We start from the raw sequence: 25687 nt of genomic DNA on the forward strand, positions 1-25687 counted from the left end.
AGGCGCTATACCTTGCTTTTATACCTGCTACCCGCTTATGCCTGCTTTTAAGTCTGACAAACCTGTTCCTTCGCTCACGCCACAGATCACCTCCCCGGACCAGCGCAGGCTGAGCCAACTGCAGCAGGAGTTCAACAGGAAAGTAGCCCAGATAGAGCAGCTGAAGCAGGAACTGGCGACACGCCGCGACAGCATGGACCTTGCTCAGAAGCGCATCGAAAAAGATCTGCGCCCCATCATTATGCAGCAGGTGGCACAGCGCGTGGAGTTAGCCCATTTGCTCGATGATGCCTTTGCCTTGCCCTTGTTCAGCTTCAGGGAGAAAGAGAAACTTGCCCAACTGATTGCCAGCATCGCATTTGATCTGATCCAGAATTACGAGCGCAAAGACTTAATTGGCCTGCACGATCGGTATGCCGAGGTACTGTATGCCGAGCGTGATGCATACCTGACTGAAGAGGATGATTTTCCGGAGGAAGGTATAGCCGAAGAGGAAGCAGCTATACCTGACAACTGGGATGAGCTCGATGAGTTTGAGCGCATACAGGCACAACTGGACCGTGAAGAGGAAGAGCGGGAACGGGCCAGGCAAAACCGCCAGAAAGGCCGCAAGACCAAAGCCCAGCAGGAAAAAGAGGCGAAAGCGAAGGCTGAACTCAGCAACATCAGCAAGGCCAGTCGCCGCGTGTACACTGACCTGGCCAAGCAGCTGCACCCCGACAAAGAGCGTGACGAAACCAAACGTGCCTGGAAAGAAGAAGCCATGAAGCGCGTGACGCAAGCCTACCACCACGACGACTTCTTCGAGCTGCTACGCCTGCAAATGGAGTTTCTGCAGGAACAAGGCCAGGCACTCGACAAACTGCCCGACGAGCAGCTAGCTTACTACATCAAGATCCTGAACGACCAGCTAAGTGAGTTGCAGGCAGAACTACACGGTTTCATCTCTGGCCCGAATGCCAGCTTTTACGATCGCTTCTGCGGCAGCCAAAAGCAGATGAACCAGAAATTTAAGCAGGCAAAGGAAGGTTTAACTTATGAACTGGAGCAGCTGAAGCAGAATTTGCGCATGCTGCAGGACCCTGTGCAGATCAAAGTCATTCTAAAATAGAACAGCCGCTCACTTGTCTCCCTGACTTGTGAGCGGCTGCTTTAAAATTTCCCTGCTACTTAAAAGATACCACCGCCAGATCGGCTAGCTCCATCCGCGACTGTAGCAGGATGCCGTACTTCGTTTTCAGGTCTTCCTTTGCCTGCTCAAAGTCGCTTTTAGGCAGTTTGAAGTTATACTTACCCGATTCCAGGAGTTCTCTTTTCGCAATAAGCCCTACCTTGAAATTCTTTTCGATAGCGCCCACTAACTCGCCCAAGGTTACGTTCTCGAATGTAATGCCTTCTTCGTTATACATCACCGTAGACTTCCCAATGTCTGCCACAGCGTTTGTTGCCAGCAGGCTCGAATCGGCAATCGCCACGTCCCAGGCATCCTGTTTCTGTGTGCGGTAGGTTACATCAAACTTATAGACTTCCTGCAGTTGCTCCAGCACCAGTTGCTTGTTTTGCTTTATGTCTTTGGAGGCCGCATGGGTTTTAAAATGCAGATCTATGGCTGTGTACTGATGTCGCTTTTTGTCAAGTTCTACAAGAGATTCCTCTTTATCCAGCAGCGCCAGGATAACATCGTGTAGCTTTTGGTTTTCAAACCCAATCGAGTCGGGGCCAATAAATTTAGAGGCCAGGGCTGTCTGGTCGTGGCGCACGTACTCATCTACCTGTAAGGTATAGTTCTCGTTTTGAAGATCTAATCTTTCGAAGCTACTCATCGTGGCCAGCGCCATACCAAAAAACAGTGCATTGTGACCTGCATGCAGAAAGTATCCCCAGAAAAAGCCGTGCTTCACCCGCATATATCCTATCAGCATGCCTCCTATCACTTGGGGCGCGATCAGAATCGGGATAAGCAGTACAGCCGCCGAAGCGTAGTTGAAGTCGGTGAAATTAGTAATATGGATAAGGCCAAAAGCGAAGGCCACCAGGTAAAAGAAGATGCCGTATACCTTACTCCACACCTTTTCAAGAAAGCTAGTTACTGCGTCGCCGTTTAGTGCGTACAATACCAGTGCTATTCCCAATATAACCCATACACCTATGGCGCCCTCCAAGGGCAGCAGCGAGTAAGCCAGCACGCCTAGTGCAATCGCCGCCACAAAAGCCAGCAAGGCCATATAGCCACTTTTAAACCGCAATCCATAGCGGAAAATCAGCTCCTCGAGCAATGGCACCGCCAGCACGCCCAATAATAGGAAAGCCCAAACCGGGAAAGAGCGCATCATTTCGAGCACAGCATGGGTGTTACCAGTATCCCAACCTATCATTTCTATGAGTTGGCTTATACCTGTAAAAGCAAACGTGAGCAGCACATCAATCAAAAGCACATACAACAGTATGCGCAACTTGATGGAGCGGCTATCAACAGCAGCAGGCTGATCTTTCGGATTCTTTAGAAAAAGCCAGATGTCGGAGGCAGTTTGTTTTAGCTGGAGGGTAAAGGATTGAAGCATGGAATAAAGATAGAGCTACTGTTGCACTAATTGCAGTCTAAATATATATAATTCTGCCTATACTTCTATGAATTCCTGCTGTTAATCTTTGTCCTGGTGCGTGCTATACCTGCAGGTAGTTTTCCATGGTGTCGATCACCTCTAACGGAGAGCTCAGATTCGGACAGTGCCCTGTCGCTTTCAGGTGCACCAGCGTAGAGTTTTTGATTGCTTTATGCACGTAATTGCCAACTTCTTCCGGCGCAATAATATCATCAGCACACTGCATAATCAGGGCCTCGGTCTGCAGTTTAGGAAGGTCCGGGCGATTGTCTGACAGAAAGGTGACATGGGCAAAGTGCCTGGCAATATCGGGGTCGGTATTGCAGAAACTCTCTATCAATTCTTCCCCCAGCGAGGGCTTATCCGGGTTTCCCATAATCAGGGGAGCAAACGTATCGGCCCAAAGCGTATAGTCGCGCTCCATATATTCCAACATCGACAGGATGTCGGCCCGGTCGAACCCACCGATGTAGTTTTTGTCATTGATGTAGCAGGGCGACGGACCGATCAGGATGAGTTTGCTGAACAAGGCAGGTGTTTTGATCGCGCTGAGCACCCCCATCATGGCACTCACCGAGTGCCCTACAAAGATCACATCCTGCAAATCCAGGAAATCGATTATTTCCAGGATGTCGGTTGCATAGCCATGCAGGGTGTTATACTTCACGGTATTGTATGCAGCAAGATCGGAGTTACCGGCCCCCACGTGGTCGAACAGAACGATTTTATAATGCTGCTGAAAAGCCGGTGTCACAAAACGCCACATATTCTGATCGCAGCCAAAGCCATGACCGAACACAAGCGGCTTCTCCCCCTTTCCGGAGATATTGATATTATTTCGTTTGATCACATCCATTGCAGCTTGCTATAGTTGCCCCTCCTAACTGTACTATAGGTATAACGAGAGCCCATTACAGCCTTAAACAACACTTCCTACCATGACTATACGAATTTTCAACAGGCCTAATCCAAAGCAACTCATAAGACAGATTAAAACTAAGACCAATGGGAAACCACTTAATGAAGCCGCCTTATAAAGATTAACCGCATGGAAAGGTAGCACTTCAAGAGTTTGCAATGGAGCCAAAGCCTATCTGGGGCAACAGAGTTAAGGACTAGGCGGGAGAAAAGAAACTAATTAAATTACATGGAAGCTTCTATCTTACTCGCTCCAATACACAGTAAATATTGTATGTAAAGTATTCCCGCATAAATGGGAAATTTGAGAAGACTTTGAACATTTTCATAGAGAGCTTGTCACTAACATTGGTTCTGAAATCAGTCACCACCATACCCTCTACGCTATTAAACATGTTGATATATTCTTGAAGAGAATAGCCATTTAAGCCTAGCTCATAAATGTTCTGTACCTTCTCCTGGCGGTTCTTGTTGATCTTATCCAGATAATACTGCTCCCCAAATATAATGTGTGTCCAGGGTAGTTTGTGCTGCAGTCTACGGTGGTCACCCCACGGTGAGTTATACAGAGGGCCAAACCCTGTTACGATCTTCCCTCCAATTTTTAATTTATCCCGCATGTCTGCTAGCAATACATCCAGACTAAGAATATGCTCAAATGATGCTTTGGATATGATCAGGTCAAACCCTTCGTCAGGCAGATCTTTTAGGTTGCAACAAACAAAACTAATGCGGTCAGCTATCTCGGGGTACTCGCTCTGTACTATTTCCCGAGCATCCTCTATTCGGTTCGGTTCTATATCGACACCTACTACTTGACTGGCGCCTCGTTGCGCCATGTCTACTGTAAGCGCTCCATACCCACAACCAAGGTCGATTACCCTCATTCCCTCATACTTTATATCCGGAAATCGCTCTATAAATATAGGGTTCTTAGAGTTTTTCTCACTCAAGAAATGCTTCATCTGTTTTATAGCCCGTGTTGTCATACTATTATTTTTTAGGTTAATAATCTAAGTACATCCTCTCTAGTTCTACCTGTCCTGATACAAAACCACATCATACCACTTTCTCTTAGCTAAATTTGACTTAGTTGCCGGGATAGCCTGATCCTTTAAAATCACGTTTTAGCTATTTAGTTGCTAAATATTTATGCTTAACAAATCCGCAATACTTAAACTATTCCAATATATTATTTAACAATAGATGATAATTAATTTAAACAAATTACGATAAACGCAATTTTATGTTTTAAAAATACAAATAATAACGAATACTAATGAACCATGACGATGAATATCACTTGGTTTTGAAAATGCAATAGATTAGGTGCTCCCTAATGTTTGCGTAAGAGAAGTGACTTGAGGCTAAATATGCGAAAGAGGCGCTGTCAGATCCTTAACCTCTGTCTGCAGCTCCTGGGCAAGCGGCTTTATTCGTGCCATAGCGTCCGCTTTTTCACCGTCACTTGACAGCAGGATCTTGGTGTCGTCCTCCAACCACAGGAAGCTATCGAACGAAGTAGAAGCGGTAGGACGCCAGGTACGGCGCGAGTCGGAAGAAAGGTATCTGTTCTTCTTGAGAAAAATGCATTTAGTGCCGGGGTAAGGTTCTCTGGTGCCAACAGTATGGCCTAGTACATTTACTCCCATGCAATAAGTGCCTTGGTACAGATCAATTTCGAGGCACTTAAACTGGACCAATGGAAAAATCCTGAGCACAATCATCAGGACACCAACCACTGGATAAGTCATGCAAAGCCAAACGCCGCCAGCGATAATAACAATAGCGTATACCTTCGTCGTGAAGCCAATAGGATCAGTCAGTCTGTAGCGTAGTAGAGGTGTTTCCATTGAGTGTACAAGGTATAGACTTATGGGAAGAGAGTCGGGAGTTATGATCGTGCTTGGCAGTTTATTGTAGCCAAAGCAGCACTTAAGAGTGCTCTAGGCCCTGTACAGATTAGGGTGATTCTGAAGTAAGATAGCAGGACAAGGGGCCTCACAGTATTTGCGAAACCTGTGAAGGTTTAGAGGATGGCCTACGCTGCATCCAGTTTTCGCACATGCAGAATTTCTTTGGCAGAAACCTCTCTCACTTGTCGCGCTTCCAGAGTTTCTACAGCAATCGTGTCGCCATTAGAAGCAAAAAACTCCACTTCGTAGCCTGCCCCGTTATTGTATACCTCCACGACAACACTCAGATCGCCCTGCTTTAGGTTGGTGTTAGGTATATCTTCTGTTAAAACAACTCTTTCGTATGCTGCTATCAAGGGAATAAGCTATACCTTCCGTTTATCTGGATTTTGACGATTGTCGAAACAGGCTAAAATTTGAATCTGGGATTCAGTTTCACGGAAGAAGATTGAATTTTGGGGAGTTGCGACGCACCTACGCACGCTCCTGCTTTCAGATACTAAAGGGAATTGTTGTGGACTTTGTGCTATGCGTTGAATTTGCATCTGTATTGTAGATTCAAACTTCTGCGCCGCGTTATCGCCCCATATATCTAAAATGTAGGACAAGGTAGCCAAGTATTCCTCTGTTGCTCTTTCAGACCAGACAACCTCTTTAAACTCTATCCGCATCTAAGCACGTTTTCTTCTAAGTTCTCGGCTTCTTTCTAGCAAGTTGTCATTCGTAACAGCCCTTCCCTGCTCGAAGTCCCGCAGACCAGCCTCCACAGTTGTAATCTCCTCCTCTGACATACCTTGCCAATCCTGCGCCTCAGCACTTTCTAACTTCTGTTCTATAGCACGCCATGCTTCTATCGGAATCTGAACAGCGGTCACTTCCCCTTTTTCATTCGATACATACTGTAGTTTAATGGCTGAACTCATGGTAAAGGATGTTTGCTTTGTAAAGCAATATACGGATTTTGGGGAGAATTGAATAGACGACTTAGTGTGTACCGCTTTTTCGGATTTGCAATCCGCTTTTAGCTTTTTCTTTGCGGTCAGTATTGCTTAAGCTTGCAAAGCAGTCGGATTGCAAATCCGAAATAGCGAGGAATGAATAGTCAAGTGAGTCCCTAACGTCGCAGCCTATACCTCAACCACACTAACCTTACTTTTTGGAGAAAGAAAATGCCAAAGAGCATCACAGTAATGGCAGGGTATAACAGCACAAAAAACAGCGCATTGATTTCGTAGTACGACAGCCCGAGCAGGTTTGCAAGGTTGATCACAAAATCAGTGCAGTAGTGGTATACAAACAGGGCAATCTCAATCATACTTTCTGCTTTAAAAGGCGGATTTGCTTTTGTAGCCTGATAGATTTAATAAACAGGTAGGACATAAGCAGAGGGCAGAGCACCACCAGAAACACGATGTTTGCCAGCACATAGTTCCGCATCATGCCCAGAACAGTAATGATGCCGAAGTACATTGGGTCTACCAAAAGACAATAGGCTTGAGCCATTTCACATGGTGCTGCTTGCAATACAGTGTATCATTATGGCAGTGCCAGGTACAGGCATCAGGTATAGATACTGCCGAATTAATCTTTGAAAGGCTTTCTGTATGCTTTCCGCTCCCCTCTACCAATTGCCTGCTGTATTCATTTACCGCAATCATAACGGTAAAGGCCGCAAGAAGAGGCGCGAGATATATGAGAAGCTTTTTCAATTACTATTTCAAAGCTGTTTTTTTTAATGATTGATTTTGCTAGTTACTGCTTCACTCAATCTGGGTGTTGGGGATACCAGCAAGTACTCAGCTTGCTAAAGTATGATAATTTCTACTATAAATTGCCTTCATAAACAGCTGAACGTTGCTCTTATATTAGACCTGCTAATAGAGGCAGTTTACTAAGCATCCTCTGAAGTTATTCTAATCCATTGAATAAAGTAGAATAAATACCTAAATAGCACTAGTAAGAAGAACAATATAACAGAGATCTGGGGGAGCAGTAATAAAATGTCTTCGTCATTGTTTGAAAAGAAGTTATTAAAATTATATTCTGCTTGAGAATAGCGGCTGTACGTGTTGTAATTATTTGTATAAGTCTCATACGTTATGTCTTTGTTCAACAAATATGCCTGATGTGATAAGCTATCTTTAGCTTCTAAATATTTATAATAATGATTGTATGCCTCATTATTCGAGATTACAATAGGAGTATAAGTACTAAAGAAAATCCCTCTTCCTATTCTTTCTTCCAAAGGCACCTTCGTTCTATTTTTCTCAAATTTCTCTTCTTCGATTTCGTTAATCTTTGCAATTCTGTTTTCTTCTATCTGGTAGAGCTCCTTTTGAATATTGAGATCAGTCACAAAAGCCGCAGATTCTTTTCCTACAGCTTCAGAGTAAGAATTAAAGTCGTAATTTTCAATATTCTTTAAAATATCTTCATATTCGACTACTTTGCTTTGATAATCCTCTTTTCTCTCTATGTATGTACTATAGGAATCATGATATATGTATAAGCCATAGACTAAAGCTGCAACAACACCACCAAAAAGAGAGAAAACTGCAATTTTAAAATTCGTTTTCAACTCCTTTGCAAATCGTATTCTAATCTTTTCAGAATTAAAATATGAACCACTCTTTTTTTTAAAGTGGTTTTTTCTCAATCCTAGATTAACATTCAAAGTACTTACTTTCGAAAATTCAAATACTTCTTTAGGAACTGGAGGAGGAGTAGATATTAAGAACTTCTTCAGTTCTTCAACTTCATGCGCTTCTTTCCATTCGGAAAGCCCCTCTTGCCATACTAATGTGGCACTATTTATATTAAGCCTCCCTATTTGATCTACATCGTATGGCCCTTGTTGCTCCCCATCGAATATAAAATAGTACATAATCTTCGTCTTAAAAACAATAGATACAAATATATAAATATTTAAAATAAATATACTCTGTTTTATACACGATTTATCCCACTTCCCCGCAACTTTCTCCCTCTCCTCTCAGTTCTGATAAAGCATTAGTTTATTTACCTTTGTAAAATAACAACCAGCAGAACACGACTATCGAAAAGTCCTGTGTTCTGCCTTTGCTGTTTTGTGATATACCTGAATGAAAGTAACTGATTTTCTAGAGCTGTACCGACTCGATGGGGTGGTGCAGACCATTGCCGAGCGACTCAAAGCCGATAAACCCTACCGTCTGCAACTTAAAGGTATGGCGGGCAGCCTGGATGCCGTGATGGCTTCGGCCGTCTATACCTTGCACCCGCAGCACCAACTCTTCGTTTTGCACGACAAAGAAGAGGCGGCTTATTTCTATACCGATCTTAAAAACCTGCTCGGCGACGAGAAGGAGGTCATGCTGTTCCCGACGTCCTACAAGCGGCCCTACAGCTTCGACGATACCGAGAACGCCAACATCCTGATGCGGGCCGAGGTGCTCAACCGCCTCAACACCAAATCCGACAAAGGCGAGCTGATCGTGACCTACCCCGAGGCGCTCACCGAAAAAGTGATCAACAAAAAATCGCTGGTAGAGAATACGCTGGGTGCCAAGGTAGGCGAAAAGCTGGATGTGAACTTTCTGAGCGAGATGCTGGCTGAGTATGGCTTTGAGCGGACGGAGTTTGTTTACGAAGCGGGCCAGTATGCTGTGCGCGGGGGCATTGTGGACGTGTTTTCTTACGCCAACGACCTGCCCTACCGCATCGAGCTTTTCGGTGATGAAATTGAAAGTATACGCTCCTTCGATCCCGATACGCAGCTGTCTGTAGAGACGAAAAAAAGCATCTCGATTATACCTAACGTGCAGACCAAACTGCTGCAGGAGACACGTGAGGCTTTCCTTGATTTCGTGCCAAAGAACACCGCCATCTGGTTTAAGGATGTGCGCCAGACACTGGACGTGATTGACGAGTACTTCGACAAGGCGTCACAGGCTTTTGAGAAGCTGATGGCCGGAAGCGGTGGCACCCAGATTGTGTCTGATCCGGAGCAGCTGTTCCAAACGCAGAAACAGTTCAAGAAGCTGCTTGAGAAGTTCAGCATCGTGGAGTTTGGCAAGCGCTTCAACTACAAAGACACCGAAGTGCTGCAGCTGCAGTCCAAGCCGCAGCCCTCGTTCAACAAGGACTTCAACCGTCTGGTAAAGGACCTGCACGAGCAGCAGAGCAAAGGCTTTGTCAACGTCATCGCCACCGAGTCGCCGCGCCAGATCAACCGTCTCACCACCATTTTCGACGAGCTGGACCACGACATGCGTTTCCAGCATTTGGCCGTGTCGTTGCGCGAAGGATTTATTGACGAGCAGCTCAAGATCACCTGCTATACCGATCACCAGTTGTTCGACCGTTTTTATCAGCACAAAGCCAAAGAGGGCCGCTCCAAGACTAAGGCGATGACGCTGAAGGAGTTGCGCACCCTGCAGCCCGGCGACTACATCACCCACATGGACTACGGTGTAGGCCGCTTTGCCGGACTGGAGAAAGTGGAGGTTGGCGGGCGTTTGCAGGAGGCGATCAGACTGGTATACCGCGACGACGATTTGCTGTACGTTTCCATCCACTCCCTGCACAAAATCAGCAAGTATAGCGGCAAGGAAGGCGGTCCGCCGACCATGAGCAAACTGGGCTCGCCTGAGTGGGAGAACAAGAAAAAGAAAGTAAAGAGCAAGGTAAAGGATATTGCTGCCGAACTCATACAGCTATACGCCAAGCGCAAAGCCGCGCCAGGTTACGCCTATACCCGCGATGGCTTCCTGCAGGCCGAGCTGGAGTCTTCGTTCATTTACGAAGACACCCCCGACCAGGGCAAAGCCACTGAAGACGTGAAAGCCGACATGGAACAGCCTCACCCAATGGACCGCCTCGTGTGCGGCGACGTGGGCTTCGGCAAAACTGAGGTGGCCATGCGCGCTGCCTTCAAAGCAGCCTGCGACGGCAAGCAGGTGGCCGTACTTGTGCCGACTACGGTGCTGGCCATGCAGCATTTCAAAACCTTCCGCGACCGACTCGAGCAATTCCCGATTACAGTGGATTATATCAACCGCTTCAAAACGGCCAAGGATATCAAAAACACCTTACAACGGGTAGCTGAAGGCAAAGTAGACATCCTGATCGGAACGCACCGTATTGCCAGCAAAGACGTCAAATTCAAAGACCTGGGCTTGCTCGTGATCGACGAGGAACAGAAGTTCGGTGTGAAGACCAAAGAGAAGCTCAAGGAGATGCGTGTGAACGTGGATACCCTTACGCTCACAGCTACGCCTATACCTAGAACACTGCACTTTTCGCTCATGGGTGCCCGCGACCTGAGCGTGATCGCTACACCACCACCGAACCGTCAGCCAGTAAAAACGGAGTTACATGTGTTCGATGAAGTACTGATCCGGGATGCCGTGGCGACCGAACTGAAGCGGGGCGGGCAGGTATTTTTTGTGCATAACCGCGTGAAGGATATCGAGGAGATGGCCAACATGATTCTGAAGCTGGTGCCGGATGCCCGCATCACCTTCGCCCACGGGCAGATGGATGGCGAGACACTGGAAAAGCGCATGATGAAGTTCGTGGATGGCGAGTACGACGTGCTCGTGTCGACCAACATCATCGAATCAGGCCTCGATATACCGAACGCCAACACCATCATCATCAACCGGGCACATATGTTCGGTTTGTCGGACTTGCACCAGATGCGGGGCCGCGTGGGTCGCTCCAACAAGAAAGCCTATTGCTACCTGCTCACGCCACCTGTAGCCGGCCTGCCAACCGATGCCCGCAAGCGTCTGAGCGTGCTCGAAGAATTCTCCGATCTCGGTGAGGGCTTCAAAATTGCCATGCGTGACCTGGATATACGCGGGGCTGGTAACCTGCTGGGAGGCGAGCAAAGCGGCTTCATCAACGACCTGGGATTCGAGATGTACCACCAGGTGCTCGACGATGCCATCAAAGAGTTGAAGGAAACGGAGTTCCGCGACCTCTTCCTGAAAGACAACCTGGCGGAGTTTGTGGAGCCCGTGCGTGACTGTAACATCGAGACGGATATGGAAGTGCTGATACCGGATTGGTATGTGGGCAACATCTCGGAGCGCCTTAACCTGTACAGCAAACTCGACAGCACCAAAGACCTGCAGGACCTGAAGAAATTACAAGCTAGTATCGTAGACCGCTTTGGTCCGCTGCCGCAGGAGGTACAGAAACTGATCGAGATCGTAAAACTGCGCTGGCAGGCACAGCAGTTGGGTTTCGAGAAGCTTACTATCAAAAAGGAAGTCATGAAAGGCTACCTGCCGAGCGAGAACAACGACGCCTATTTCCAGTCCGAGACCTTTGGCAACATCCTCAAGTACGTGCAGCAGCACTCACGCCGCTCCCGCCTGAAGGAGGCCAAAGACAAACTGATTGTGATTGTAGAAGACATCCGGAACATTGCCGATGCCCGCGAAGTATTCGACAGTCTCGATGTAAAAGCCACTGTGAAAGGATAAACACATATAGCGCGAGTCCTTAAAAGTAGGCAGAACTGTAACAGCTGCACACGCTATGAAACTACAAGGTGTGTGCAGCTGAACATTTTTCTTACGACCGCGCGATTCAGGGTAATATTTAGATTAAATTTTGCTATTTTGGAAACTTATAAGCTACGAAAACCGAACTTAATCTAATATTTATTCCTGTGCCCCACACAACTGCGATATCACTACCTATGCTAGAGCCCATCTTCAGGGCCCTGCCAAGGCTATATGCTGTCCTGAATCCTGATCTTGTCATTGTTGAGGCTACTGACGCATTGCTGAAGCTATTCCAGATGACACGTGAGCAGATCATAGGTCACCCCCTTTTCGAGCTATTCCCAAATAACCCTAAATATCCTGAGTTTAAGGAGTCTGTACTACAATGCCTGCAGCATGCACTGACGCATAAGGAGAGTTTTCATAATGCCATGCTCCGCTACGACATACAGTCTGCCTCAGGGTATGAGGAGCGCTACTGGAGTGCGACCAGCGTACCAGTGCTGAACGACGTCGGGGAAGTACAATACCTCATACACGAGGTAAGCGATGTAACCGACAAGGTCCTGTTTGAGCGCCTGCACCAGCAGAGTCAGGAACAGCTGAACCTCATCAGCAACGCCACCAAAGCCATTGCATGGGAATACGATATCGTCAATGACTGCATGCACTGGGGGGAAGGGCTTCAGGAAATACTTGGCTATACACCCGAAGAAATGGGACCGGGGGGCAAATCCTGGGATTCGCGGGTACATCCGGATGATTTCGATGAGGTGCAACGCAGTATAAAGGAGGCATTGGATAACAAGCAAAGTGCCTGGAAGGGTGAGTACCGTTTTCAAAAGGCGGATGGCAGCTATGCTTACATCCTGGACCAAGGCTACACGACCTATGATTCCGAAGGTGAGCCTATCCGCACCATCGGCTCTATTATCAATATTACCCAGAACAGAGACACACAACAGGCCCTCCGGGAAAGTGACGCCCGCTTCCATCACCTGCTGGAGGCGCTTCCACACATGGCCTGGACGGCTTCACCAAAAGGCAAGGTGCTCTTCTTCAACGAAAACTGGTACAGCTATACCGGTATGCGCCGCGGTCACACGCACGGCTGGATCAGCGTGGTTCATCCGGAAGACTCGGCCATGGTGCTCACCAGTTGGCACAATGCGGTGGCTTCAGACACTAGCTTTGAAATAGAGTACCGCATACGCCACCACTTGGACGGTAGCTACCGCTGGTTTCTGGAACGTGGCTTGCCGATGCGCGACGCCAATGGAAACATTACTCTCTGGATCGGCACTTACACGGATATAGATGACCAGAAAAATCAGGTGGAGGAGCACAAAGACGACCACTTGGAGAACCTGCTGCGTCTTTCGCCGGTGCACCTGTGCCTGTTGCATGGTCCTAACCATGTGTGCCAGTATGTGACCCCCGGCGTATACAAGCTATATGGCAACCGCAGCTACGTTGGCCACACTGCCCGTGAGATTTGGCCGGAGCTCGAACCGATCGGTTTTTTTGATCTGCTGCATGAGGTATACACCAAAGGGCGCACCGTGTACATCAACGAGTTCCGCACACAAATTGACGACGACTTCAATGGCAACCCGCGCGATGCCTTTTTTAACTTTAAATACCAACCTTTGTTCGACAGCACCTCTACTGTAGAGGGCATTATGATTTCGGCCATAGAAGTAACCAACCTGGTAATAGCCAGGCAAAGAGCGGAGGCACTGGCAAGAGGAGAATCCGGATCTTAATTTTTTAACTTTGTTTAAAACAAAAAAGGCCATAATTTGTAAAAGAACTCAAAATACAAGCTATGAAATCTGTAAAGACTATCCTGCTGATAGACGACGACGATACAACCAATTACCTGAACCAGCGCCTGCTCTCCCGTATGGAGGCGGCATCGGACATCAGGGTAGTGACAAATGGTGAAGAGGCTCTCGACTACCTGAACAAAGCTTTCAACGGCGAGGAGAACTATCCGAAGCCGGACCTTATTTTTGTTGACATCAAGATGTCAGTAATGGATGGTTTTGAGTTTCTGGATGAGTACCAGCGCTTTGAGGAGGATAAAAAGCTACGCACAGTAATGCTCATGCTTACTTCTTCGGCCAGTTTTTACGATCTGGAGCGACTTAAAAAATACCCGGAGGTACGCAGGCATTACTCCAAGCCCCTTGCCGAGGCCGATGTGCGCGAGATCATGGAAACCTATTTTTAATCGAACCCCATTTTATTGTTTAAGAGGCGCCTTCACAAAGGGCGCCTCTTTTTTTATACCTGTGCCTGCGCCAACAATAGCCCCCATAAACCGTAAAAAATAATGCCACCATTATGTGACATAAGATCAAGGCATCTATTATTCAAAAATAAAACAACTATGAGAAACGACGCAGAACATCACGACCAACCGGGCGACTACAACCAGCGCATCGGCCGTGAGCTATACAATAAGGACAAAGGACAGGAACACCCACAGCGCTACAGCTATAGAGGTCAGGGTCAGAATCAAAAGAAGTGGGATGAAGGCAACTACTTCCATACCGGCCCTAGTCCGCGTGGCGCGCAGGACCGCAACCGGGAAGCTGAAAGCGGACATCATTACACAGGCAACAGACCGGGGCCCTACCAGAGCGACCGGGGCACTTACCAGACCGGCCACTATGGCAGCCGCAGCGAAAGCCCTTACCGCAACGAAAGTCAATACCTGAACCATGGCTACAGAGGCCCGGGAAGCGGCGGTCAGCAGCCTTATCGTTCGCAGATGGGCGGTGGATCCCAGCCGGGCAATTACAACGAACCTCCAACCTCGCAGGACAGCCTGTGGCGTGAGGGACCAGGCACCCGCAGCCGTTATAAAGAAGACGACTACCGTTATGGAAGCGGCACGCACAACTGGTACAACGAGGGCCGCTACTCCCCGGACGTGGAGCCGGAGAACCAGGACAAGCGCGGATTTTTTAAGCGCATGCGCGACACTTGGGATGACATTATGCAGTCCGACAACCCAGACTACGAGCCACACAACAGATACGACCCGGAGCGCCGCGCCGAGCAGCTGAGCACCCGCCAGCGTTACGGCGGGGAGTCATTCCGCGACCGCAATTTTGACCGTGGCTACGAGGGCGGACCGCGCTGGGCCGATGAAACTGACTCCGGCAACGACAATTATAACAAAGATGCTGGCAGAAACCAACGCAACCGCCGCTAATTCGTATAGCAGACAGATTAGGTTACTTTGGTAGTAGATTAGTAAAAAAGGCAGCTCACCGGCATCGGCGAGCTGCCTTTTTTTATGCTGATTCCGAACGCTGATAAACATCAGGCCCAGGTGCCCGTACATAAAACTCGATACTTTATTTAGAGGCATCTCAGTATTTAAAAAGAAAAGATATGCACCACGAGGAAGAAAACAGACATCATGAGCGGCACGAACGCCCAGGTCGTCCGCACCCACGCCACGAGAGTGAGCAGCAGAACTTTCGCAGCCGCTGGGAAGAACCCAGACCTTTTATGCATGACCGGGATAGAAGACATTACGAAGAAGAAATGCGTGCGCGGGAAGAGCGGGAGCGGCATGCCTACCGCCAGCAGCAAAGCGACCGCCAGCAACATGAGAACATAGACAGACATCTGCACGGTTTTTCAGATGACCACCATGTCCACCATAGAAGAGGCGAGCACCGAAACTGGCGCGATGACGGCGGGCAATTTAGCGCCGAGAACCAGCACGCCCGCGACAGGTGGCAGCAGCAGGAGCAGCTCCCACCGCTACGCGAGCAGCGCCGCCGGCAACAGAGCCGTCGTGATGAGGACTGGGATGAACGGGGCTGGTAATTGAGCCCCATCGTTTAGAAACGCTTCCTGAACCCAGCCCCGAACGATACCAGTTCCGGTATGCCGGGTACCAGGTTAAGCGACAGATCATACTGACCTTTCAGCTGATAGTTGTACTCGAACTCGCCGCCGTACCAGTAAAATTTGTACTGCCAGTCGCCGCTGCGGTCAAAGTAGCCGTCGTCTTCGTAACCCGGCAGTCGGTTCCAGTCGCGGCGGTATACTAGGGTAGGGCCGAAACCGCCGTTGAGTGAGTGGCGCCCTGTCCTGAAAATCTGCCCGCGCCACCCCAGGTGCGTGAAGCCGGCCAGCGATGAGGCACAGTCGGAGTACAGCCCCTGCTCTACCCGCACACTGATGACGTCGCGCACCACAAACCGGTCGTAGCCTACTATACCTCCGAAATTGAGCACAGCTATACCTTTCCGGTCTAGCCTGTTTTTGAACAGCTCCGGGTTTGGCGTTTGGCGCAGGTGCATCGACAAGCCGAAGAATTTAACTGTATAGGCGTTTTTATAAACAGGGGGTGACTGCGCCCACCCCAAGGGTGTAAGCTGACAGCACAAAAAAAGAAGAAGTACAAAACGTATAAAATGCTGCATACAACCTGATTATACAGGATAAAGCGCATTTTGTTAGCAGATCGCTATACCTTTGCACTCCGTATGAACGATACCCTGGACATTTTACTTGAGCAGGTACGTGCCTGCCACCTTTGTGCCGAACACCTGCCACATGGGCCCCGCCCTGTGCTGCGGGCCTCTCCCACTGCGCGACTGCTGATTGTGGGACAGGCGCCAGGCACCCGGGTACACGCCAGCGGCATCCCCTGGGACGACCAGAGCGGCAAGCGCCTCAGGCATTGGATGGGTATAGCACCGGAGGTGTTTTATGATGAGCAACAGGTGGCCATCATCCCGATAGGCTTTTGCTACCCAGGCAAAGGAAAAAGTGGTGACCTGCCGCCCCGCCCCGAGTGCGCCCGGCACTGGCACCAGCAACTGTTGCCTCTGCTGCCCAACGTGCAGCTCACACTGCTGGTCGGCAAGTATGCGCAGGACTACTTTCTGGGTGAAAGAGCCAGACCTTCCTTAACCGAAACCGTAACAAACTGGGCCGACTACCTGCCTGCGTACATGCCCCTGCCCCACCCTTCGCCACGCAACCAGTTCTGGATGAGGCGCAACCCCTGGTTTGAGCAGGAAGCTATACCTGTGCTGCAGCAGCTCGTGGCAGAGGCCCTTGGCTAATTTTTACTTGGAATATTCCCTTTAACTTCTATCTTCGTTCATCAGCACAAAACCTACCCTATGATCAACTACCCAAGCAGCAAACTACCCGACGTTGGCACCAGTATTTTTGCTGTAATGTCGGCGCTGGCCAACGAGCACGGCGCCATCAACCTGTCGCAGGGCTTCCCGGATTTTAACTGTCCCGACGAGCTGATAGCACTTGTGACCAGGTATATGCAGGAAGGCTACAACCAGTACGCCCCGATGCCTGGCATGCCGGCTTTGCGCCACAAGATCAGCGAAAAAACAGAGAAGGTATACGGCTACCGCCCAGACTCGGACCAGGAAGTAACGGTCACATCCGGCGCGACAGAGGCGCTGTTTGCGGCCATCACGGCGGTAGTAAAACCCGGTGATGAAGTAGTGGTGCTGGAGCCCTGCTACGACAGCTACGCCCCTGCCATCCGCCTGGCGGGCGGCATCCCTATTTATGTGCCCCTGGCTATACCTGATTTCAGCATCGACTGGGATTTGCTGAAGAGGAACATCTCAAGCCGCACCCGCCTGATCATTATCAACACGCCGCATAACCCGACTGGCGCCGTAATTCCCCGCGAGGACCTGGAAAAGCTGGCCAACCTGACTGACGGTACGGACATCCTGATATTGAGCGATGAGGTATATGAGCACATGGTATTTGATGGGAAGGAGCATGTGAGCGCGTTACAAATAGAATCGCTGCGACAGCGGGCCTTTGTGATCTCGTCGTTCGGGAAAACCTACCACACCACTGGCTGGAAGATAGGCTACGTGGTAGCACCTCCCACTCTGACGGCAGAGCTGCGCAAGATGCACCAGTTCATCACCTTCAGCACGGTTACGCCACTACAACTGGCCATTGCCGACTACATGGACAACGAAGCCCACTACCGCTCCCTCCCCGACTTCTACCAGGCCAAGCGTGACCTGTTCTGCGAGTTGGTGCAGCCATCCCGGTTCGAGCTTATACCATCAGCAGGCACTTACTTCCAGCTCTTGAAGTATGACGCTATTTCTCAAGAGCACGACCTGGACTTTGCCAAGCGCCTCACGCAGGAAATTGGCGTAGCCTCTGTGCCTGTCTCGGCCTTCTACCACAACAAAACCGACCACCACTACCTGCGCTTCTGCTTCGCCAAGAGTGAGGAGACGCTAAGGCAAGCAGCGGAGCGGCTGGTGAAGTTGTGATTGGATGAATTGTTAAATTGTTAAATGGTTAAATTGCTGAAGGGGTAAGAGGTTTAGGTATAAGTCTGATATTACACAACCACTGGCAGGTATAGCAAGACTAACTTGCCCCTTGAGCTACGAAGCGGATCCCCTTAGCCAGGTGCACCAATTGGCGCTCCACTGTCTGAGCGTTCAGCTAGTTTGGAGCGTCTTGATTTTTTTGCCTACTTTTTTCATCAAGGAAAAAAGTAGGGCCCGCCCGGCCAGGGCAAGCTATAAAACAAGGCCAAGTTAAGCGAAGCAACAGTAGAAGCTTCGAAGCAAAGGCTTCCCTCCCTTCTACCCAAGATTCTTTCAGAATGACAAAAGGGTTAGCTTGGGATAAAATGTCAGTACAATCGTAAAACGTTATTCCTTATACCTATCACCCATGCAAGACCTCCGCATCACCATCATCCAAACCGCACTACACTGGCAGGACGCTACAGCCAACCGAAACATGTTCTCGGAAAAACTGGCCGCTACAGCGCCCACAACTGATCTGATTGTACTGCCGGAGATGTTCACGACCGGTTTTAGCATGGACGCGGCCGGGCTGGCAGAAGACGCGGAGGGACCAACCCTGCAGTGGATGCAGAAGGAAGCAGCCAAGTATAGCGCCGTGCTGACCGGCAGCGTGATGGTGAAGGAAGGAGATAACTATTACAACCGGCTCTATTGGGTACGCCCCGACGGCACGTACGAGCATTACGACAAACGTCACCTCTTCCGGATGGCGAAGGAGCACCACAGTTATACCCCGGGCAAAGAAAAACTGCTGGTAGAATTAAAAGGCTGGAACATTTGCCCATTGGTGTGCTACGATTTGCGCTTCCCGGTTTGGAGCCGCAACACGAATAGCCAATATGATCTGCTGCTTTACGTAGCCAACTGGCCAAAGCCCAGGGCCAATGCCTGGAGCACGCTGTTGCAGGCACGCGCCATCGAAAACCTGAGCTATGTGGTGGGTGTGAACCGCGTTGGAACAGACGGCAACGGGCATCCTTACTCTGGCGACTCCGCCATCATCCATCCCAAAGGACATAAGCTGCTTGAGACAACCGAGGCCGAAGGTACACACACTATTACACTAAGCAAACAGGAGTTGACCGATTTTCGGGAGGCCTTCCCGGCGCACCTCGATGCGGATGATTTTACGTTAAACTGATTTTGTCAGAAACTGACGCAGCGCCTCTTCATCAGCCAGTAAGGTATAGGCTATACCTAGCCGGGCCTGCAGCATGCGCAACAAGCGAGACTGCTGACCGACAAGTACAATGTGTCGCTGTGCATGTGGCAAAAGCAACTCCTCAAGTAGCGGCATCAACCGGTTTAAGTCTCCTGCCCCACCCTTTATACACACAACTGTTTCCGGATTTTCCTGGAGAAGCCGCACGGCATACTGCTGCAAAGTGGCATCTGATTTGGCGTCTACATCGAAGACAGGTATAGCCGGAGCGTGTTGTCGCACCATTTTGAGGATGGGTTTGTCGAAGTCGGTCTCCTCCGAAAGGTCTATGAACAGAAAGGCTTGCATCAGTGTATGACCAGTCTGCGGGTTTCGTGACGGCCGTCGCGGGAAGTGGCACGCAGCAGGTATACGCCCGCTTTCAGATGCTCCACACGCAAGGTATGGCGGCGGTTGAAGCTTTCGGCTCCGTCGTATACCCTGCGGCCGATCATGTCGTGCAGCACCAGCGACACAGCCTCACTTGCCTGTACCTGCACAGGTTCCTGCTTGCCTGCCACCGGATTCGGATATACCTTCAGTTCCAGGCCACTAGTCTTGTCATTCGGGTTGCCGTAGTTGCCTCCGGTTTGCTCCAGCAGGTATAGACCGCCTCCCTGCGTGCCGATGGCCAGGTAGATCCTGTAAGGTCCGCCCAGTTCAGCTACAGCCAACCCAAGTCCGCGTCCAAAACGGGATGTTTGCGCCTTCCCTGTCAGCTCGTTTTCCAGCACCTCGGTTATTTCGGTGAAGTCACCATCCATTTTTTCGAGAAAATCAGGGTAAATGCGCAGGGCGCCGCTGTCGTCCACGGTGAGCAGGTCGAGCTTGGCATTGCCATCTATGTCCACTACCACTGGCGCCAGGTTGCGGCGAAAGAAGTCAAATTTGATTCCGCCGATGCTTTGCTTCTCCAGCACAAATTCATTTCCGGAAGAGCGGTAGTAGTCCAGCGTACCACCGGCTTTGCCGACCAGCATTTCCACGCGCTGCCCATCCACCCGGAACAGGTGTGGTGTATCGCCATTGGCCAGGGTATGCAGGTGAAGCAGGCGGGCCGTATTAAAAGCAGAAGGCTGACCGGCTTTGGCGTTGTTTATGTAATAATCGATGTGTGTGGTGCCTGCTGTGGCATGATCAGAGCCAGACTGCGTTCTGTAAGTCAGGACGAGATCCAGCACGCCATCCTGGTTGATGTCGAAGAAAGAAGGCTTCAGCGAAAGCATGTTTTCGTTGGAAAGCGCCAGGTAATCGTCGGTGATAAAGGTAAAAGCGGGCTCAGCTAAAGTACCGGTATTGCGGTAGAGACTCAGTGTTGCCACAAACTTACCGTTGCGGTTTGCCCGTCCGTTGCCGACTACTAGGTCGAGCAGGCCGTCGCCATCAATGTCGGCAAAGGCAGGGTGGGCATTTTCACCCAGGTCGATCATCTGACTCTGCAGAAAGTTATCTTGTACAAAGTCAAAGTTAGGCTGGCTGGCAGTGCCCTTGTTTTGGTAAAGCCATGACGAGCGCTGCAGTTCCAGGTCTCCTGCGTTTTCGTTGCTGTTAGGCGCCACTAGCAGGTCAGGTATACCATCAAATGTCACATCCTCGTAATAGGCTGCCGGGAAACGATTGAAACTGGCAGCACGACTACCTGCCGGGAAAACCGTCTCGAAGCTCTCCATCCGGGCCAGCGTCTTAGTGCCCACGTTATCCATCTTCACGAGGCTTTCGCACTCCACACTGCCCATTAGCAGATCTTTGTCGCCATCGCCATCCAGGTCGATAGCCAGCAGCGCGGAACCGTCGTGGCCCGAGTGCAGGGGACCTGCCATACGGCACTGGATGCCGAATCCAAAATTGTTGCAGCCATGGCACTCTGTGATCTGCCCCCACCAGTCAGAGGAGAGCGCGAACTCCAGCGATCCGCAGGGTTTGCCCTCTTCTACCTGTATGTTCTGGTAATACTCCAGGGTATAGCCTCCCGAAAACTCTGAAAGCAGGATATCCAGGTCGCCGTCGCCGTCCATGTCCACGATAGCAGGTATGTCAGAGATATTCATCTGCATATTGATGCTGTTCACGCCATTGCGGCTCCGGTAAAAGAGGGCATCTTCTGTCAGTTCAAAGGTGGGGTATTTGTTGCTGCTCGCCTCCTGCTGGTATACCCGTATACCTAGCGGTGTGCTGGTGAAGATATCTTTCAGGCCGTCGCAATTATAGTCGCGCAGCAGCACCCAGTTTTCGAGTTCGGCCGGAAACATTGCCTCGTACTCAGGAGCGTAGGTATAGCGCCACTGGCCTCCTTCCTGCACGGCCAGGTAGGTATAGACTTTGCGCAGCATGCGGTCGAAGACGAACAGGTCGTCGCGCCCGTCTTTGTTCAGGTCGATGGTGGAGTACTGCGGTGTGTTGAGTCCGCCACCCCAGGGGTTGCGCAATTCGGTTTCACCCACCTTTACAGGCACATCCGTGCGTTGCTGGAACCGCAAAGGCTCCTGAGCAGACGCATCAATAAGTAACAGGAAAAGGAGAAGTGATAACAGGTAGCGCATAGACAGTTTGTTAGGCAATCGGGCTGTTGCTTTTGCCGTTTTGAGTGTATATTGCCATGGCGACTGCGTGCTATACCTTACCACGGGCAGCTGCGCCAATTTTCAGACTAAAAATACGCATTTCATGCCGAACAGCATCGACTTTCTTTACCAAAAATACCTGGAGTGCCGCCACGTCAGCACCGACTCCCGTGCCCCGCAGGACCAGAGCCTGTTCTTTGCCCTGAACGGACCTAATTTCAAGGGTACCAAGTTCGCACAAGGCGCCTTGGAGAAAGGTGCCAGATACGCTGTGGTAGACGATCCGGCCCTGGCTTCTGACACTGTGTTTGTGGTGGAAGACACGCTGCAGGCGCTGCAGGACCTGGCCCGTCACCATCGTCAACTATTGAGCATACCGGTGATCGGCATTACGGGCAGCAACGGCAAAACCACGACCAAAGAACTGATCTATGCCGTACTGAGCCAGAAGTTCAACACCCTCTATACGCAGGGCAACCTCAACAACCACATCGGGGTGCCACTCACCTTGCTGCGCATCAGGCCCGAGCACGAAATGGCGATCATCGAGATGGGCGCCAACCACATTGGGGAGATCGCTCTGCTGAGCAGCATCGCGATGCCCACTCACGGCATGATTACGAACATCGGCAAAGCGCATCTGGAAGGTTTTGGAAGTTTAGAGGGCGTGGCACGTGGCAAGAGCGAACTCTATGTGCACCTGCTCGAGCATGGCGGCACTGTGTTCGTGAACACCGGCAACGAGCACCTGCTACGCATGAGCCGCCGCATTGAGCACAAAGTAACCTATCCGGCACAGGGCGACTTTTACCAAAGTGAGTTACTGGAGGCCTCGCCTTATGTAGTGTATAAGGACGAAGAAGGTAACGTGGTGAATACACAACTGGTCGGCAGCTACAATTACGAGAACATGGCTGCGGCAGCCTGTATCGGCAAGTACTTCGGGGTACCGCTGGAGAAAGCCAACACAGCCATCGCTAACTACAGCCCGGTGAACAACCGCTCGCAGGTGATGCAGAAAGGCTCCAACACCCTCATACTCGACGCCTACAATGCCAACCCGACTTCGATGGCGGCGGCTATCCGCAACTTTGGCGGCATGAACGCTGCCCGCAAAATGGTGATCGTGGGCGATATGCTGGAGATGGGTAGTGAGAGTGCCTCGGAGCACAAAGCTATTGGCGAGGTCATCGCGGAGCAAAACTTTGACACCGTATTGCTTTGCGGACCTGAGATGAAGCATGCGGCAAATGCAGACAGCCGCTTCCACTACTTCGCTACCAAGGCTGAGCTTCAAAAATGGCTAGAGGCCAATCCTGTTTCGGAAAGCTATGTGCTCGTGAAGGGCTCACGCGGTATGGGACTGGAGACGCTGGTGGAGGTACTGTAGATTTGAGAGTGCGCTGGTTCTAGCCACTCCTATACCTAATAACAAGGCCCGCGATTATCTGAATCGCGGGCCTTGTTATTTTGCTTTCAGGCAAAAGTCTTGTCTTCTTTTGCTTGTGTATTCTTTAAAACGGCGAATCAAAATCTCTTAACAGCGGCAGCACCTCGTCTTTGGGCGACACCAGCGGCGCAGCTATCCCCCAGTCTATACCTAGCGCCGGGTCGTTCCAGAGGATGCCGCCTTCGGATGCCTGGTGGTAGAGGTTGGTGCATTTATACAGGAAACTGGTGTTGTCCTCCAGTGCTACAAAACCGTGTGCGAAGCCTTCCGGTATGTAGAGCATGTTGTGCTGCTCCGCATCGAGAATACAAGTGGCATGCTGTCCGTAGGTAGGGGAGTTTTTGCGAAGGTCGAGCGCCACATCTAACGCACGGCCCGAAGCAACCCGCACCAGCTTGCCCTGCGCGTAGGGCGGCTTCTGAAAATGCAGTCCGCGCAGCACACCTTTTTTCGACACAGACTCGTTGTCCTGCACAAAGACCGGATTGATGCCGAGGGGCGCAAACATGCTGGCATTGTAGGTTTCCATGAACCAGCCACGCTCGTCGCGGAACACACGTGGTATAAATTCAATCAGGCCTTCAATGTGATAGCTCTTATGCTGCATAGCTAGTGTAAATGGATCTGCTTTGGTTCTTTTAGAAGGGCGGCAAGTTAGGTTTTTTCCCCTTTCTTCTGAAATTTTTCAACTAACTTGCACCCATCCTGCCTGCTTCCACGGCGCTATACCTGCTAATTTTGACCGGGGCCGGGAACAATTACGTACAATGATGCACGCCGAAAAAGGCTGACAAACCGCTACGCTTAACATCTGAAAATGGGTAAACAAAAATACTACGAAACCGCCAAGCCGCAGGAAACTGCCGTGCTGGTAGCGGTTCCTGCCTACAAGCAAACCGACGAACAAACCAACGAATACCTCGACGAACTGGCCTTCCTGACCGAAACAGCCGGTGCCGTGACCCTGAAGCGCTTCATCCAGAAACTCGACAAACCCGACATCCGTACCTTTGTGGGAAGCGGCAAACTGGAAGAGATCAAAGCCTATGTAACGGAGCATAAAGTGGACATGGTAATCTTTGACGATGACCTCACACCCTCGCAGGTGCGCAACATTGAGCGCGAACTGCAGGTGAAGATCGTGGACAGAAGCTTACTGATTCTCGATATCTTCGCGCTTCGTGCCAAAACGGCGCAGGCCCATACACAAGTGGAACTGGCCCAATACCAGTACCTGCTGCCCCGCCTGACTAACCTCTGGACTCACCTTTCCAAACAAAAGGGTGGTATCGGCATGAAGGGTCCGGGTGAAACCGAGATCGAGACCGACCGTCGTATCGTGCGCGACAAGATTTCCTTGCTGCGGGATCGTCTGGAGAAATTTGAGAAACAGAACTTTGAGCAGCGCAAGTCCCGAGCCGGCATGGTGCGTGTAGCGTTGGTAGGGTATACCAACGTGGGCAAGTCTACTTTGATGAACCTGCTTTCTAAATCCGATGTGTTCGCCGAAAACAAGCTCTTTGCTACAGTGGATGCCACGGTGCGCAAGGTCGTGCTCGACAACATTCCGTTCCTGCTCTCCGACACGGTAGGGTTCATCCGCAAGCTGCCTACCAAGTTGATCGAGGCCTTTAAATCTACGCTCGACGAGATACGCGAAGCTGACCTGCTGGTGCACGTGGTTGACGTATCGCATCCTTCGTTTGAAGACCAGATTGCGGTGGTAAACAATACGTTGCTTGACATCAACTCTGCTGACAAACCCGTGTTGCTGGTGTTCAATAAAATAGACCAATACCTGGAGCAGCGGGAGCAGGAAATGCAGGAAGAAAGCGCGAATAATGAAGAGGGCCACGAAGTGCGTCCTTCCATTGAAGACCTCAAAGCCACCTACATGGCCAAGGTACACGCCCCTGCCCTGTTTATTTCGGCAACCAACCGCATTAACATCGACGAGCTACGTGCCGAGTTGCAGCGCCGTGTAGCGGAAATCCACTTCGAGCGGTATCCCAATAACGTGTAACGCAGTTCTTAAGAAGCATTGAAAAAGGGGGCAATCCGGTGAGGGTTGTTCCCTTTTTTTTTGTGATGGCTGGGGGGGTTAGACCTCGTAGTGTCTTTCAGACCTGCGAGCGTCTGTTTGGGTATAGCTTGTCTGGATCAGAATTTTCAGGATTAAAGG

General features: G+C 50.2%; 25 protein-coding genes. 11 read left to right on the forward strand and 14 right to left on the reverse strand.

Translation table 11 applies throughout. The features are described 5' to 3' along the window. The first annotated feature begins 37 nt into the window (after nt 1-37). Nucleotides 38-1111: a J domain-containing protein gene (locus tag L1278_RS03355; RefSeq protein WP_253401048.1), complete on the forward strand. Its 1074-nt coding sequence runs from the start codon at nt 38-40 to the stop codon at nt 1109-1111. A gap of 55 nt (nt 1112-1166) precedes the next feature. Here L1278_RS03355 and L1278_RS03360 read toward each other — a convergent pair whose 3' ends face one another. The 10 genes from L1278_RS03360 to L1278_RS03400 all read right to left on the reverse strand — a co-directional run bounded on the left by L1278_RS03360 (nt 1167) and on the right by L1278_RS03400 (nt 8321). Next, nucleotides 1167-2561, reverse strand: coding sequence for a CPBP family glutamic-type intramembrane protease (locus tag L1278_RS03360; RefSeq protein ID WP_253401049.1), 1395 nt, complete (start codon nt 2559-2561; stop codon nt 1167-1169). 103 nt (nt 2562-2664) lie between these two features. Beyond that, nucleotides 2665-3459 (reverse strand): alpha/beta fold hydrolase, encoded by a 795-nt coding sequence (locus tag L1278_RS03365; RefSeq protein WP_253401050.1) that lies wholly within the window; start codon nt 3457-3459, stop codon nt 2665-2667. A 301-nt stretch (nt 3460-3760) separates the two neighbouring features. Further along, the gene (locus tag L1278_RS03370) at nt 3761-4510 is read right to left on the reverse strand and encodes a bifunctional 2-polyprenyl-6-hydroxyphenol methylase/3-demethylubiquinol 3-O-methyltransferase UbiG (protein WP_253401051.1); all 750 of its coding nucleotides are present in this window, start codon (nt 4508-4510) and stop codon (nt 3761-3763) included. Between the two features lie 378 nt (nt 4511-4888). Further along, nucleotides 4889-5374 (reverse strand): hypothetical protein, encoded by a 486-nt coding sequence (locus L1278_RS03375; RefSeq protein ID WP_253401052.1) that lies wholly within the window; start codon nt 5372-5374, stop codon nt 4889-4891. A gap of 188 nt (nt 5375-5562) precedes the next feature. Further along, nucleotides 5563-5793 (reverse strand): DUF4926 domain-containing protein, encoded by a 231-nt coding sequence (locus tag L1278_RS03380; protein ID WP_253401053.1) that lies wholly within the window; start codon nt 5791-5793, stop codon nt 5563-5565. Nucleotides 5794-5802: 9 nt separating this feature from the next. Further along, the gene (locus L1278_RS19620; protein ID WP_371927308.1) at nt 5803-6108 is read right to left on the reverse strand and encodes a type II toxin-antitoxin system RelE/ParE family toxin; all 306 of its coding nucleotides are present in this window, start codon (nt 6106-6108) and stop codon (nt 5803-5805) included. Then, a complete protein-coding gene (locus L1278_RS03385) occupies nt 6109-6360 on the reverse strand; it encodes a hypothetical protein (RefSeq protein WP_253401054.1) in 252 nt (83 codons plus the stop codon). It lies immediately after the preceding gene. Nucleotides 6361-6551: 191 nt separating this feature from the next. Beyond that, the gene (locus L1278_RS03390) at nt 6552-6752 is read right to left on the reverse strand and encodes a hypothetical protein (RefSeq protein ID WP_253401055.1); all 201 of its coding nucleotides are present in this window, start codon (nt 6750-6752) and stop codon (nt 6552-6554) included. Then, entirely contained in the window at nt 6749-6940 is a 192-nt protein-coding gene (locus L1278_RS03395) for a hypothetical protein (RefSeq protein WP_253401056.1), read from the reverse strand. Before L1278_RS03395 ends, L1278_RS03390 begins: the two co-directional genes overlap by 4 nt. 388 nt (nt 6941-7328) lie before the next feature. After that, the gene (locus L1278_RS03400) at nt 7329-8321 is read right to left on the reverse strand and encodes a DUF4339 domain-containing protein (RefSeq protein ID WP_253401057.1); all 993 of its coding nucleotides are present in this window, start codon (nt 8319-8321) and stop codon (nt 7329-7331) included. Nucleotides 8322-8538: 217 nt separating this feature from the next. Here L1278_RS03400 and mfd point away from each other — a divergent pair, with 217 nt between their 5' ends. The 5 genes from mfd (at nt 8539) to L1278_RS03425 (ending at nt 15786) form a co-directional block, all read left to right on the forward strand. After that, on the forward strand, nt 8539-11910 hold the full coding sequence (gene mfd / locus L1278_RS03405) for a transcription-repair coupling factor (protein WP_253401058.1): 3372 nt from the start codon (nt 8539-8541) through the stop codon (nt 11908-11910). A 218-nt stretch (nt 11911-12128) separates the two neighbouring features. Next, complete coding sequence (locus L1278_RS03410; protein ID WP_253401059.1) at nt 12129-13700, forward strand: PAS domain-containing protein; 1572 nt, start codon at nt 12129-12131, stop codon at nt 13698-13700. A gap of 62 nt (nt 13701-13762) precedes the next feature. After that, complete coding sequence (locus L1278_RS03415) at nt 13763-14170, forward strand: response regulator (RefSeq protein WP_253401060.1); 408 nt, start codon at nt 13763-13765, stop codon at nt 14168-14170. A gap of 159 nt (nt 14171-14329) precedes the next feature. Beyond that, nucleotides 14330-15160, forward strand: coding sequence for a hypothetical protein (locus L1278_RS03420; protein WP_253401061.1), 831 nt, complete (start codon nt 14330-14332; stop codon nt 15158-15160). A gap of 182 nt (nt 15161-15342) precedes the next feature. Then, entirely contained in the window at nt 15343-15786 is a 444-nt protein-coding gene (locus tag L1278_RS03425) for an acyltransferase (RefSeq protein WP_253401062.1), read from the forward strand. Between the two features lie 14 nt (nt 15787-15800). Here the strand turns inward: L1278_RS03425 and L1278_RS03430 are convergent, their stop codons facing one another. Then, nucleotides 15801-16265, reverse strand: a complete 465-nt coding sequence (locus tag L1278_RS03430) for a hypothetical protein (protein ID WP_253401943.1) — start codon at nt 16263-16265, stop codon at nt 15801-15803. 186 nt (nt 16266-16451) lie between these two features. Between L1278_RS03430 and L1278_RS03435 the strand changes: the two genes are divergently transcribed. The 3 genes from L1278_RS03435 to L1278_RS03445 all read left to right on the forward strand — a co-directional run bounded on the left by L1278_RS03435 (nt 16452) and on the right by L1278_RS03445 (nt 19434). Beyond that, on the forward strand, nt 16452-17036 hold the full coding sequence (locus L1278_RS03435; protein ID WP_253401063.1) for a uracil-DNA glycosylase family protein: 585 nt from the start codon (nt 16452-16454) through the stop codon (nt 17034-17036). A 60-nt stretch (nt 17037-17096) separates the two neighbouring features. Beyond that, nucleotides 17097-18245: a pyridoxal phosphate-dependent aminotransferase gene (locus tag L1278_RS03440; protein WP_253401064.1), complete on the forward strand. Its 1149-nt coding sequence runs from the start codon at nt 17097-17099 to the stop codon at nt 18243-18245. A 412-nt stretch (nt 18246-18657) separates the two neighbouring features. Continuing rightward, complete coding sequence (locus tag L1278_RS03445) at nt 18658-19434, forward strand: amidohydrolase (RefSeq protein WP_253401065.1); 777 nt, start codon at nt 18658-18660, stop codon at nt 19432-19434. Here the strand turns inward: L1278_RS03445 and L1278_RS03450 are convergent. Further along, complete coding sequence (locus L1278_RS03450; protein ID WP_253401066.1) at nt 19426-19803, reverse strand: hypothetical protein; 378 nt, start codon at nt 19801-19803, stop codon at nt 19426-19428. The two genes, L1278_RS03445 and L1278_RS03450, sit on opposite strands and share 9 nt — an antisense overlap. Then, the gene (locus L1278_RS03455) at nt 19803-22034 is read right to left on the reverse strand and encodes a T9SS type A sorting domain-containing protein (protein ID WP_253401067.1); all 2232 of its coding nucleotides are present in this window, start codon (nt 22032-22034) and stop codon (nt 19803-19805) included. Before L1278_RS03455 ends, L1278_RS03450 begins: the two co-directional genes overlap by 1 nt. 124 nt (nt 22035-22158) lie before the next feature. On the opposite strand from L1278_RS03455, the gene murF reads away from it, so the two are divergent. Continuing rightward, the gene (gene murF, locus L1278_RS03460; protein WP_253401068.1) at nt 22159-23445 is read left to right on the forward strand and encodes a UDP-N-acetylmuramoyl-tripeptide--D-alanyl-D-alanine ligase; all 1287 of its coding nucleotides are present in this window, start codon (nt 22159-22161) and stop codon (nt 23443-23445) included. Nucleotides 23446-23569: 124 nt separating this feature from the next. Here the strand turns inward: murF and rfbC are convergent, their stop codons facing one another. Next, nucleotides 23570-24112 (reverse strand): dTDP-4-dehydrorhamnose 3,5-epimerase, encoded by a 543-nt coding sequence (gene rfbC / locus L1278_RS03465; protein WP_253401069.1) that lies wholly within the window; start codon nt 24110-24112, stop codon nt 23570-23572. Nucleotides 24113-24322: 210 nt separating this feature from the next. Between rfbC and hflX the strand changes: the two genes are divergently transcribed. Continuing rightward, nucleotides 24323-25528: a GTPase HflX gene (gene hflX / locus L1278_RS03470; protein WP_253401070.1), complete on the forward strand. Its 1206-nt coding sequence runs from the start codon at nt 24323-24325 to the stop codon at nt 25526-25528. The last annotated feature ends 159 nt before the right edge of the window (nt 25529-25687 follow it).

The sequence above is a fragment of the Pontibacter sp. HSC-36F09 genome (assembly GCF_024171605.1).
Taxonomy (GTDB): domain Bacteria; phylum Bacteroidota; class Bacteroidia; order Cytophagales; family Hymenobacteraceae; genus Pontibacter.